This window comes from Kribbella sp. VKM Ac-2571 (assembly GCF_004362255.1).
Taxonomy (GTDB): domain Bacteria; phylum Actinomycetota; class Actinomycetes; order Propionibacteriales; family Kribbellaceae; genus Kribbella; species Kribbella pratensis.
In genome coordinates, this window is the sequence record NZ_SNWS01000004.1 from 115,938 (window position 1) to 127,154 (window position 11,217).

12 protein-coding genes are annotated in these 11,217 nt (G+C 65.1%); 6 read left to right on the plus strand and 6 right to left on the minus strand.

Annotation, left to right across the window (positions count from 1 at the left end; translation table 11 throughout):
* Window positions 1-33: 33 nt before the first annotated feature.
* Genes EV651_RS10950 through EV651_RS10975 form a run of 6 tightly spaced genes read right to left on the minus strand, consistent with a single transcriptional unit; the run spans window position 34 to window position 6,610 of the window.
* Entirely contained in the window at window positions 34-834 is an 801-nt protein-coding gene (locus EV651_RS10950) for an SDR family NAD(P)-dependent oxidoreductase (protein WP_133784790.1), read from the minus strand.
* Window positions 831-2,273 carry an ABC transporter substrate-binding protein gene (locus tag EV651_RS10955; protein WP_133784793.1) on the minus strand — a complete coding sequence of 481 codons (1,443 nt, stop codon included), beginning with the start codon at window positions 2,271-2,273 and terminating at the stop codon, window positions 831-833. The genes EV651_RS10950 and EV651_RS10955 overlap by 4 nt, the downstream gene beginning before the upstream one ends.
* A 9-nt stretch (window positions 2,274-2,282) precedes the next feature.
* A complete protein-coding gene (locus EV651_RS10960) occupies window positions 2,283-3,152 on the minus strand; it encodes a carbohydrate ABC transporter permease (RefSeq protein WP_133784795.1) in 870 nt (289 codons plus the stop codon).
* Entirely contained in the window at window positions 3,149-4,054 is a 906-nt protein-coding gene (locus tag EV651_RS10965; protein ID WP_133784797.1) for a carbohydrate ABC transporter permease, read from the minus strand. The genes EV651_RS10960 and EV651_RS10965 overlap by 4 nt, the downstream gene beginning before the upstream one ends.
* Window positions 4,055-4,061: 7 nt before the next feature.
* Complete coding sequence (locus tag EV651_RS10970; protein ID WP_202870275.1) at window positions 4,062-4,886, minus strand: aldo/keto reductase; 825 nt, start codon at window positions 4,884-4,886, stop codon at window positions 4,062-4,064.
* Window positions 4,887-4,891: 5 nt separating this feature from the next.
* Window positions 4,892-6,610: a glycoside hydrolase gene (locus EV651_RS10975; protein WP_133784799.1), complete on the minus strand. Its 1,719-nt coding sequence runs from the start codon at window positions 6,608-6,610 to the stop codon at window positions 4,892-4,894.
* 157 nt (window positions 6,611-6,767) lie between these two features.
* On the opposite strand from EV651_RS10975, the gene EV651_RS10980 reads away from it, so the two are divergent.
* The 6 genes from EV651_RS10980 to EV651_RS11005 all read left to right on the plus strand — a co-directional run bounded on the left by EV651_RS10980 (window position 6,768) and on the right by EV651_RS11005 (window position 10,968).
* On the plus strand, window positions 6,768-7,448 hold the full coding sequence (locus tag EV651_RS10980; protein WP_202870276.1) for a GntR family transcriptional regulator: 681 nt from the start codon (window positions 6,768-6,770) through the stop codon (window positions 7,446-7,448).
* A gap of 34 nt (window positions 7,449-7,482) precedes the next feature.
* The gene (locus EV651_RS10985) at window positions 7,483-8,100 is read left to right on the plus strand and encodes a TetR/AcrR family transcriptional regulator (protein ID WP_202870277.1); all 618 of its coding nucleotides are present in this window, start codon (window positions 7,483-7,485) and stop codon (window positions 8,098-8,100) included.
* A gap of 75 nt (window positions 8,101-8,175) precedes the next feature.
* A complete protein-coding gene (locus EV651_RS10990) occupies window positions 8,176-9,045 on the plus strand; it encodes an alpha/beta fold hydrolase (RefSeq protein ID WP_133784801.1) in 870 nt (289 codons plus the stop codon).
* Complete coding sequence (locus EV651_RS10995; RefSeq protein WP_133784803.1) at window positions 9,033-9,764, plus strand: HD domain-containing protein; 732 nt, start codon at window positions 9,033-9,035, stop codon at window positions 9,762-9,764. Before EV651_RS10990 ends, EV651_RS10995 begins: the two co-directional genes overlap by 13 nt.
* Before the next feature lie 129 nt (window positions 9,765-9,893).
* Window positions 9,894-10,223, plus strand: a complete 330-nt coding sequence (locus EV651_RS11000; RefSeq protein ID WP_133784805.1) for a cupin domain-containing protein — start codon at window positions 9,894-9,896, stop codon at window positions 10,221-10,223.
* Between the two features lie 106 nt (window positions 10,224-10,329).
* Entirely contained in the window at window positions 10,330-10,968 is a 639-nt protein-coding gene (locus EV651_RS11005; RefSeq protein WP_133784807.1) for an aspartate/glutamate racemase family protein, read from the plus strand.
* The last annotated feature ends 249 nt before the right edge of the window (window positions 10,969-11,217 follow it).

The following is an 11,217-nucleotide window of genomic DNA, read 5'->3' on the forward strand; positions in this document are numbered from 1 at the left end:
AGCAATCCCTTCATTAGTTGGTCTGCCGGCGGGTCAGTGCATGTATAGGCCGCCGTCGATGTTGAGGGTGTGGCCGGTGATGTAGCTGGAGTCGTCGGATAGTAGGAAGGCGATTGCGGAGGCTACGTCGTGGGGTTCGCCTATGCGGTTGACTACTAGGTCGGCGGTTAGGGCTGTTCGGCGTTCGGGGGTTAGGGGGCCGCCCATGATTTCGGTGGCTATGGGGCCGGGGGCTATGGCGTTGACGGTGATGTTGTGGGGGCCTAGTTCTCGGGCTAGGGCTCGGGTCAGGCCTATTACGCCTGCTTTGGCTACGGAGTACGGGGTTTTGCTGTAGGTGCCGCCGCCTCGTTGGGCTGAGGTGGAGGAGATGCTGACTATTCGGCCGTAGTTGTGGCGGACCATGGATTCGGCTACTCGGCGGGTTACGTAGTGGACGCCGTTGAGGTTGGTGTTGATGACTCGGTGCCACTCGTCGGAGGTCAGTTCCAGGTAGGGGACGGGGGAGCTGACGCCGGCGATGTTTGCTAGCGCTGCTAGCGGTGGGAGGGCGGATTCCAGGTGGTCGATCGCGGTGCGGACGGCGGGTTCGTCGGAGACGTCGGCGGTGACACTGAAGGCTTTCACGTTGTAGGCGGCAACGATTTCTGCGGCCAGGGTGTCGCAGGGCGCGATGTCGAGGAGCCCGATGTTCCAGCCCTGTTCGGCGAGGAGCAATGCGGTGGCGCGGCCGATGCCGCGGGGGGATGCCGCGCCGGTCACGACCGCGGTGCGCGCGCCGGGCGCATCCGCGGCGTGGTCGGCGGTGTTTTCGGCGGCGGTGTCGGCGTTCACTTGGCGGCTCCGTAGTCCTGGCCGGGTTTCCAGTCGCTGAAGACGTAGTCGGCTTCGGAGACTTTGGCGCCGGCGGCCTTGGCCTTTGTCAGGGCCTGGGCGCGGTCGGCCGACGTGGCGTCGCTCAGCTTCTTCAGTTCGGCCTTGAGGTCCTTGATCGATCCGCCCAGGTAGCCCTGGACGATGTTGCCGACGTGTGGGGTGACCGGCTTGCGCACGGCGTCGACGCGAGCTATCGCGGGGTTCTTCACGATCGCCTGCGGCATCAGGAACACGTTTTTCTTGCAGTACTCGACGCCCCACTTGTACGCGTCGACCACGTTCGACGACGCGACGAGGTCGAGGTTCAGCGGCGGCTGGTCCATCGCCTCGACCATTCCCTTCTGGTAGTCGTCGGACATGAAGGACGCGATCAGTTTCCCGGCGACGTCGGGATTCTTGCTGTCGGCGGAAACGAAGTACGCCGCAGCCGGCCGGCCGCGGTAGCACCACGGGTTCATGCCGGAGGTCGGCACCAGAATCTGTCCGGAGGCGAGCTTGTCCACGATCGTCGGTGCCAGCGCCTTCGATCCACCGGCACACCAGATGCCGTCGATGAACGTCCCGACCGCTCCAGATGCGTACCGGGTGCGAGCATCGACGACACCGAAGTTGTTGGAGCCCGGCATGATCAACTTGTCGTCGTTCAGCTGCTTCAAGAACTCGATCACCGTGACGTAGGCATCGTGGTGGTACGCGTACTCGCCGGTGGTGAACTGCAGACCCTGGTATCCGGGGAAGCCCGCAGCCTGGGCTAGGTCATCGACCTGGTCGCGGATGCGCCCGCCGTCCGCGCCCATAGCCAGCGTGAGCGGCTGGATCCCGGCCGACTTCAGCTTCCCCAACGCGTCCTTGAACGTGGCGTAGTCCGTGGGGACGTTGTTCGGATCGAGTCCGGCCTTGGACCAGTGGTCCTTGTTCACCCACACCAGCGTCGAGCTCTGCCGGAAACTGAACATCGGAAAGCCGTACAGCTTGCCGTCCAGCTGGGTGACGCCCTCGGTGAACGCGTCCTTCGGAAGCTTGGACTTGATGTCAGCCGGGATCGTGACCTCGTGCACCCACTTGCCACTCACCAGGGCAGGCAACGGGAGCCCGATCACATTCGAGTAGACGTCCGGCATCTTGTTCGCCTGATGCGCCAACTGGAACGCCTGGGTCGCCTTGGACGCGTCGTAGTACGTATGGGCGACGTTGGTCTTCAGCGACGACGACTGCGTCTTGGCCCAGTCGTCATTGAGGTGCTTGAACGAACTGAAGTGGTCCCACCAGTCCAGCGTTCCGGTGGCGCCTCCGCTCGTGCTGCCGGTCTGCGAGCTCGAGCCGCTGCATCCGGTCGCGGCTCCGACGGCGGCGAGTACCGATGCGCCGAGCAGACTGCGACGTGTCATCCCGGTCATTTCCACTCCTTAGGACTTGACTGCTCCGGAGATTCCCTCGACGAAGTAGCGCTGCAGGAAGATGAAGAGCACGACCACCGGCACGATCGAGATCACCCCGGCCGCGGCCATGCCGGCCCAGTCGGTCGCGGTCTCGCCGACGAACGCCTGCATGCCGACGCTCACCGTCCGGAGGTCGGGCCGGCTGAAGGTGAACACCAGCGGTAGGAAGAAGGCGTTCCAGGTCGTGATGAAGGTGAGCACCGCGACGGTCGCCGTGACCGGCATCGCCAGCGGCAGCATCACCGAGAAGAAGATACGAACGAACCCGGCGCCGTCGACGACCGCGGCCTCCTCCAGTTCGCGGGGGATCTGCCGGAAATATCCGTAGTACAAGAGGATCGCCGACACGTACGCCCCGCCGCTGAGCGCCAGGATCATTCCGCCCAGCGAGTCGATCAGGTGCAGTTGCATCGAGATCTTGACCACCGGGATGATCGTGTAGCCGGTGGGGACGAAGAGTGTCGCGATCAGTACGCCGAGGAAGAGCTTGGACCCGCGGAATCGGTAACGGGCCAGGACATAGCCCGCGGTCGCGCAGCGGATGGTGACGATCAGAACGGTGATGACTGTGGTGACGACGGTGTTGATCAGGTACCGGCCGAAGTGCGCGTCGTTCCACGCCCGCGCGTAGTTGTCCCAGACGAACTTCGAAGGCCACAGCTTCAGGCCGCCCGCGAACATCTCCATGTTGTCCTTGAGCGATGCCGACAGCATCCACAGGAACGGGAAGATCCAGAGCACCGCGATACCCACCAGGAAGAGCGCGGCGATCCACCAAGGCAGCCGGTGCAACAGCCGCCGTTGCCGATCCGTGCGTACGACGACTTGCGCTGTCATCGCTGCTCTCCTCTCAGCCGGCGACCCGCGTACACGCCCCACAACTGAAGGGCTCCGACGACGGCGACCAGCAGCCCGAAGATGACTGCGGCCGCGGAGGCGTGGCCGAGTTGGGGGATCGAGGCGGCGAAGGCCCAGCGGTAGATGTAGATCTCGATGATCTCGGTGTGGAAATACGGTCCACCGCCGGTCAGCGTGTACATCAGGTCGAAGTTGTGGAAGGTCTCCTCGACCGTCAGCACGGTGATGATGATCAGGAACGGCTTGAGCATCGGCAGCGTGATGTGCCGGAAGAGTTGCCTGGTGCCCGCGCCGTCGATCCGGGCGGCCTCGTACAACTCGTACGGGATGGTCTGCAGTGCCGCGAGCCAGTAGATCATCGTGACGCCGAAGAACTTCCACACGTAGAGGACGGCTGCCGTCGGCAGGGCCAGGTGCTGATCGCCCAGGAAGTCGACGCCGCCGAACCCGAGCTTCGTCAACGCCGTGCTCACCGGTCCGCTGGCCGGATCCAGGATGAAGCGCATCACCACGCCGATGATCGCCGTTGTGGTCACCACCGGGATGAAGAACGCCGAACGCAGTAAGCCGATCAGGGGCAGCTTCGGCGAATTGAGCACCATTGCCAGCAGCAACGTGAGCAACACCCGCGCCGGCACCACCAGCAGCATGAAGAGCAACGTGACCTTGAACGAGTTCCAGAACAGCGGATCGGCGAAGACTTCACGGTAGTTGCTCAGGCCAACGAACTTCTGGTCGGCGTCGAAACCGTTCCATTCGACCAGCGAGTACCAGTAGCTCGCGATGATCGGGTAGATGGTGTAAACGCCGTACAGCACGACGGTCGGCACGAGGAAGATCCAGATCCAGGTGGTCCTGAGTCGCACAGATCTGCCAGTCATGATCCGGCTACCTGATCTGGCTGAGCGCGAAGGTGCGGGGATCGTTGCCGATCCGCCGGCCGTTCTCCAGCGCGGTGATCGAGGCGATCTCGTCGTCGGCCAGTTCGAAACCGCCGACAGCGAAGTTCGCGCGGATCCGTTCGGGAGAGACCGACTTGGGGATGACGAAGTGCCCTTGTTGGAGGTGCCAACGGAGTACGACCTGGGCCGGCGTCACGTGATGAGCGTCGGCAATCGACGCCAGTACCGGAAGATCGAGATCGTGCCCCTGACCGAGCGGAGAGTACGCCGCGATCGCGATCGACCGCTCGCGGCACAGCTCGGTCAGGTCGCGCTGCTGATAGCTGGGATGGAGCTCGATCTGGTTGACCGCGGGAACGATCTCGCTCTCCTTGGCCAAGCGGTTCAGGTGTTCGGGCAGGAAGTTGGACACGCCAATCGCCCGTACTCGCCCCTCGGCGTAGATCCGCTCCAGTGCACGCCAACTGTCGACATAGCGATCGGCAGTCGGGTGGGGCCAGTGCACGAGATACTGATCCGCGTAGTCCAGGCCGAGGCGCTGCAGAGTTTCGTCGTACGCCGTCAGTGCTGACTCGTAACCGTGCTCCCCGTTGCGCAACTTGGTGGTGACGAACAGTTCGTCGCGCGGAAGACCGCTGGCTCGTACGGCGGCACCCACGCCGGCCTCGTTGTTGTACGCCGCTGCGGTGTCGATGTGCCGGTACCCGATCTCGATCGCCTGCTCGACCACGCGCTGGGTGTCGCTCGGCGGGACCTGGAAGACGCCGAAGCCGAGCTGGGGGACCTGTACGCCGTTATTGAGTGTGATCATCGCGATCAGCTGCTTGGTTCGAGGATCAGTAACGATGCCGACGGCAACGGTAGTGAGATCTCCAGAGACACCTCGCCGTCGACCGTGAGGCTGCGTTCCGGTTCGAACTCCTCGAGACCCTGCCGGCTCTTGATCGTGGCCAACTGTTCGGCGGTCGGGTCCTGGGGCGAGCCGAGCCCTTGCCAGACGGTGAAGGCATTGCTGTGATCGGCGTCGATACGCAGATGCCGCAACCGGTACGACCCGGCCGCCAGATTGCGCAAGGTCAAGGTCACCGGTGTCAGGTCCGGGCTGGTCTGGTACTGGTCGTCGATGTGCCGCCAGACCAGTACGGCGACGCTCCCGTCCTCGGAGCGCGAAGCCAGGGCGTCGACTTCTTCGGGCATGCTGCTGCCGTCGGTGCCCTCGAGTTCGCCGACCTGCCAGGCCGCGTCCGACGTCGTACGGAGACGGTCCGGACCGAGCAACGACAGCATCCGGTAGGCGTTGAGGAACGGCTTCTCGACGCCACCCGCGGTGAGGAACGAGCGGGTGCCTTCGAAGTAGCGTTCGGCCTCGAAGTAGAAGCTCCACGAGGTGGCGTACGCGACCTGCGCCGGCTCGGTCGCGTTCAGATCGAGGATCTTCTTCATCAGCTTGGCCTGGAAGACCGGGTAGTACTCGGTGTTCTGGAAGCTGTAGTTGCGGTTGTCGTAGCGTCCGAAGTGCGCCGGCACCGCCGCGTCGCATTCGTCGACGATCACCGGCAACTCGGCGTACGCCTCGTACGAACCGATCAGCCGGTTGAATTCGCGCAGGTCGTACAGCATCTTCGTCGACGACGGGCTGAGCTGCTCGGCCGCCGGCTCGGCGAACGGGCGGTAGTCGCGGGTCGGGAAGTGGCAGCCCTTGGTGTGGTACGAGATGAAGTCCAGCGGCTCGCCGCGACGCGAGGTGTAGTCCAGGAAACCCTGCAGAAAATTCAATCCGCCGCTGGTGACGGCCGGTCCGCCGACCTTCGCCTCGGGCAGCACGGCGCGGATCGCCTGCACCGTTGCGGTGTAGAGCTCGTTGTACTGATCGAGAGTGCCGCGCCAGTAGTCGATGTCCGGCTCGTTCCACAGCTCCCAGAGCCAGGTCTTCACCTCGGCCTCGCCGTAGCGATCGATGCAGTGCCGAACCGTGGCGCTGATCAGGCCCGCCCACTTCTCGTAGTCCTTGGGTGGATATCCCCAGGCACCTGCCTCGTAGTTCGTGTAGGCGGTCGGGCTCGGTACGACGGTCAGCTCGGCGGCCTCGGGTGGCAGCAGATCGCGCGGAGTGAAGCCGAGCTCGACCAGTAGATGGTGTCCGGCGCCGACAATCGCGTCGTACGCCTGATCCAGCAGGGTGAAGTCGTAATACGGATTGCCGTCGGCGTCTTCGTGGTAGACGTTGCCGGAGCTCCAGTGCGGGATGCCGAATCCGCTGCCGGAGCAGTACATGTAGTGCGGCCGGACGAAGTAACCGGCGCCGGAGAAGTCGGCGAAGGTCTGCAGCAGGCGCTTGCCGGTGGGCATGTACGTCCAGTTGAACTCGTCATACCCGAAGCTCTCCCAGATGCGCGTCAGCGGACTCTCGATCTCCGCGGCGTCGACCTCGATCGTCGCCGCGGTGACGTGCGGTGCGTCGGGATTCCGGGGAGCGGCGGGCGGGAAGGGGCCGAGTGCCCTGCGTCCGGTGTGAACCGAGATGTCTGTGGTCATCGGCGTCGTGACCTCTCTCTGCCTGAGCGGGAGCTTCAGAGTCTGCTCGGCACTTCGTTTACTGTCAATGGGTAATTGTTTACAATCTACAGCGACGCTTCAGAGGGGTTAGAGTGCATCGGATACTGGCGGTAACTGGCTTGAGGAGGTGGTCGGCTTGATCCCCGACGACGTCGTGTCCCCGCTGCCGTCGCAGCGCGCTCTCGGTGATCTGGTGACCGACGTGCTCCGGGAAATGATCACGGGCGGCCGGTTCCAGCCGGGCCAGCATCTCAAGGAGACCGAGCTGGCCGAGGCGCTCAAGGTCAGCCGCGGGCCGATCCGGCAGGCGCTGGCCCGGCTCGAGGAGGAGGGACATGTCGAGCTCCGGCGGCACCGCGGGGCGTTCGTCAGCACCTTGACCAGGACCGATGTGGAGGAGGTGCACACCCTCCGCGGCGCGATCGAGCGACTGGCAGCCGGCCGTGCGTGCACCCGGATGCAGGGCGCGGGATTCGCCCAGATGGACGAGGTCCTGGAGCAGATGAAGAGCGTCGACACCAAGATCGATCCGGAGGACGCCGTACGGCTGGACCTCCAGTTCCACGACATCATCTACGCGTATTGCGACCACTCGCGCGTGCAGCGCGTCTGGGAATCCATCCGCGGGCAGGTGACCGTTTTCCTGCGGGCACGGAACGCGAGTTTCCCGGATTTCCTGGAGGTCGGTTACAGCGAGCACAAGGAGTTGCGCGACGCGCTGGCTCTGGGGGATCCGCAAGCTGCGCAGGACGGAATCGACAAGCACATCCTCGGCGCGTACGAGCGACTGAAGCGACTCAACCTGCCTGACCGCTGACCTCCTCCAGTGAGGTTTGTGGAATGGTTGCAGGATGGTGGATCCACGGGCGCAGCGGACGATCGATACGTTGCTGAGCGCTGCCGAAGAGCTCTTCGCGGCTCGATCCGTCGCCGACGTCACGGTCGAGGAGATCGCGGCCACTGCTGGTGTCGCGGTCGGGTCGGTTTACAACCACTTCGGATCGAAGGCCGGGCTGTACGCCGCCTTGGTCGAGCGGGCCGTTGTCGTGGATCGGCAGTTCATGGACCTCGCGTACGTCGAGGGTCGCGGGCCGGTCGAGCAGTTGTACGCCGCGGCCGACGAGTATCTCGCGTTCTATCTGGCGAATCCGGAGTATTTCCGGATGCTGGCGTTTCCCGCGGAGCCGGGGAGTTACGCCGCGGGACAGGAACTCGCGGATCGGTTGGCGGACTCGGTGGACGAGCAGAACCGGCGGATGGTCGACGCGATCAAGCGCGGTATCAAGGCCGGCACGATCCGCAAGGTCAACGCCCAGGAGGTGGCGACCGTGCTGTGGTCCTCGTGGAACGGGATCATCAGCCTCGGCTGGCGGCAGGACCGCCTGCAACGTAACCCGAGGCAGCTGAAGCGCCTGCTCCGCGCGGCGACGGACGCCTTCGCCCGCGGTCTGCTGGTCGAACGCGACTGAGATTGCGGGCGGCAACGGCCGGTGCTAATGTGCGGACACTTCTTGCAATGATTACAAGAAGGAGGTCGCGGCGTGATGACGGACTCGCGCGATGCGCGGTTGGGTACGGCGTACGAGGTCGAGCTGCCGGCCGGGACGCTGCGGTACCACGCAGTCGGGGACGGTCCGCCGATCGTCTTTGTGCATGGGTATCTGGTGAACGCGAACCTGTGGCGGAAGCTCGTGCCGCTGTTGGCGGGGCAGTTCCGGTGCATCACGCCGGACTGGCCGCTGGGGTCTCATCTGGTGCCGATGAACCGGGACGCCGACCTGTCGCCGCCCGGAATCGCGACGTTGATCGCGGATTTCCTGATCGCGCTCGATCTGCGGGACGTGATCCTGTTCGGCAACGACTCGGGCGGCGCCTACAGTCAGCTCGCTGCGGCGACGTACCCGGAGCGCATCGGACGGCTGGTGCTGGCCTCGTGTGAGACACCGGACTGCACGTGGCCGCCGACACCGGGCGGCTTTCCGCTGCTCAAGCGGACGGCGGTGCATCCGTTGACGTACCGCGCGCTGTATCAGGTGCTGCGATGGCCGGGGAGTTGGCGATGGCGGAACACGTACGGCTGGCTGGCCAAGTACCCGATCGACGACGTGACGATGCGGAGCTACATCGATCCGGTACTGAACGATTCGGCGATTCGGTACGACGGACGGAAGGCGATCGGGTCGGTCGACGAGCGGTACAGCCGGGGTGCCGCCGCCACGCTCGTCGAGGAGTTCGGTAAGCCGGTCGATTTGCTGTGGGCTGGGGAGGATCACGTGTTCCCGACGGCACACGCGACGGCATACGCCGAGCGGCTCGGGACTCGGGTGCACCTGATCCCTGACTCCTTCACGTACGTCGCGGAGGATCGGCCTGAGCTTGTCGCGCGGGAAGGGTTGGCGCGATGGCAGCAATAGGTTCGCCGGACTGGGTGGCGGAGACCAACGGTGCGCTGGGGTTGTGGGACCAGGTGCGGTTCGTCGCTCAGGCGATCGTTCGAGAGCTCGCGCCGCGGCGTCGGGGTGGAGCCGTGCTCGCTGTCGATCGAACTCCGCCGAGCACGGTCGTCGCGCAGCACGTCACCGGCTTCGCTCGGACTGTCCTGCCCGCGCCCTTGCTGCATCACAGCGTGCGCTCTTGGCTGTGGGCTTGCATGCTGGCCGACCTCGATCGGCTCGAGTACGACGGTGAGCGCTTGTACGTCGCTGCGCTGCTGCATGATGTCGCGCTCGTCGATGCGCATCGTCCCGGTCCGGAGGCTGCCTGCTTCGCCGTACATGGGGCGACGGTCGCGCGTGATGTCGTGATCGAGGCGGGTGGGGGTGCTGCGATGGCTGACGGTGTGGCTGATGCGATCGCGGCGCACTTCAACGTCGCCGTACCGCTGTCGTGGGGTGCCGAGGCGCATCTGTTGCACGCGGGCACGCATCTTGACGTGGTTGGGTCGCGGCGGTTGGAGATCGCCCTGAGCAGCGTCGACGAGGTTCACGCGCGAGAGCCTCGGGCTGGGTTCGCCGACCACTTCCTCGCTGTGATGCGTGAGGAGGGGCGGCTTCGGAAATCATCCCGAGCCGGGTTGCTGTGGCGCCTCGGGATGGAGCGCTCGATCCGCCGGGCCGAGCGGACAGTCGCATGACGCATCGCCAGGCGCTGCTTCCTGATCTGGCCGTCGCGCGCGACGTCTGAGCCGAGGATGCTCGATACGTGGCGCAGTTGCAACGGGGCGGGGGTGGAGTCTTCGTCGGGTCGGTGCGACTATCGGCTGATGGAGGTCTTGCGTGTCGAGGAGTTGGCGGCCGTTCACCTGGAGTTGGCTGGGGAGAGTGACAGCGGACGTAGTGCGACAACGTTGTACACCCGGCCCGGCGCCCGGTTGCGGCAGACGTTGATCGCACTGGATGCCGGTCAGATTCTTGGCGAGCATCAAAGCCCCGGAGACGCCTCGCTGATGTGCCTGCAGGGAGACGTCGTCCTGCGGGCAGGTGACGCCGAGGTCGAACTGCGGGCGGGAGATCTCGTGGCGGTGCCTCCACAGCGTCACGACGTACATGCTCGTACTGCGTCTGTTCTGCTGTTGTCAGTCGCTCTGCACTGAGGGGCACCGGGGCGTCGTTCTGCATGCAAACGATTGCGTGAAGCGTCGGGAACGTGTCAAGGTTGGCGCGGACATGCGTCGCGATTGACACGTGAGGAGCGCCCGCATGACGCGTATCGCCTTTCTGCATACCGGGGCTGTGGTCATTCCGACGTTCGCGACGCTTGCAGGCGAGCATCTGCCTGGCGTGGAGGTGCAGAACCTGCTCGACGACAAGATCGTCGCCGATCTGGGTCGGGGCACTGCCGCTGAGCAGATCGCCCAGCGGCTTGCTGATCTCGGTGATGCGGCGGTAGCGGCTGGTGCGGAGGCGGTGATGTTCACCTGCTCCTCGATCTCGCAGTACGCCGGTCCGCTTGCCGATCGTCTCGGCGTCCCGGTTTATCGGGTCGACGAGGCGATGGCGGACGAGGCCGTTCGTGCAGGTGACCGTGTGAGTGTGATCGCGACGCTGCCCACGACCGTGCAGCCGACGGCAGCGCTTCTCCGTGAGCGGGCCGAGCTCCAAGGACGCGACGTGGAGATCGACGAGGTCGTCGTACCGGGTGCGTTCGAAGCGGCCGTCGCGGGAGATCGCGGTCGTCACGACTCGCTGGTGGCGGACGCCATCAAGGCGGCGTCGGGCGACGTGGTCGTCCTCGCGCAAGCGTCGATGGCCTCGGCGGCCGAAGGGCTCGACCTCACCGTCCCGGTCCTCACCAGCCCCGAACGCGGCATCCGCCGCCTGGCCGAACAGCTCAAGTAGCCGCAGCTCAGTCGGCGGGGCGGGATCGCTTGCGGCCGCCGATTGTGCGATCGAGGACGCCGTAACCGGCCAGACCCAGGATCATGACGGCCACCAGGAACAGCACGACCGCGACCGTGATGTTCGCCGCCGCGCAATCAGCCCGGCGACGGCCAGGACCACGCCGATCACTGCGAACGAAATGACCAGGCGTCGGCTCATCGGCTCGTACATCACGACGCCGAGGCTATCCGGCGCACAGCTCACCTC

What these genes read in the sequence shown, in the direction of transcription:
- EV651_RS10955 (WP_133784793.1), bottom strand. Translation starts at nt 2,273, where the DNA reads ATGACCGGGATGACACGTCGCAGTCTGCTCGGCGCATCGGTACTCGCC.
- EV651_RS10960 (WP_133784795.1), bottom strand. Translation starts at nt 3,152, where the DNA reads ATGACAGCGCAAGTCGTCGTACGCACGGATCGGCAACGGCGGCTGTTG.
- EV651_RS10965 (WP_133784797.1), bottom strand. Translation starts at nt 4,054, where the DNA reads ATGACTGGCAGATCTGTGCGACTCAGGACCACCTGGATCTGGATCTTC.
- EV651_RS10970 (WP_202870275.1), bottom strand. Translation starts at nt 4,886, where the DNA reads ATGATCACACTCAATAACGGCGTACAGGTCCCCCAGCTCGGCTTCGGC.
- EV651_RS10975 (WP_133784799.1), bottom strand. Translation starts at nt 6,610, where the DNA reads ATGACCACAGACATCTCGGTTCACACCGGACGCAGGGCACTCGGCCCC.
- EV651_RS10985 (WP_202870277.1), top strand. Translation starts at nt 7,483, where the DNA reads ATGGTGGATCCACGGGCGCAGCGGACGATCGATACGTTGCTGAGCGCT.
- EV651_RS10990 (WP_133784801.1), top strand. Translation starts at nt 8,176, where the DNA reads ATGACGGACTCGCGCGATGCGCGGTTGGGTACGGCGTACGAGGTCGAG.
- EV651_RS10995 (WP_133784803.1), top strand. Translation starts at nt 9,033, where the DNA reads ATGGCAGCAATAGGTTCGCCGGACTGGGTGGCGGAGACCAACGGTGCG.
- EV651_RS11000 (WP_133784805.1), top strand. Translation starts at nt 9,894, where the DNA reads ATGGAGGTCTTGCGTGTCGAGGAGTTGGCGGCCGTTCACCTGGAGTTG.
- EV651_RS11005 (WP_133784807.1), top strand. Translation starts at nt 10,330, where the DNA reads ATGACGCGTATCGCCTTTCTGCATACCGGGGCTGTGGTCATTCCGACG.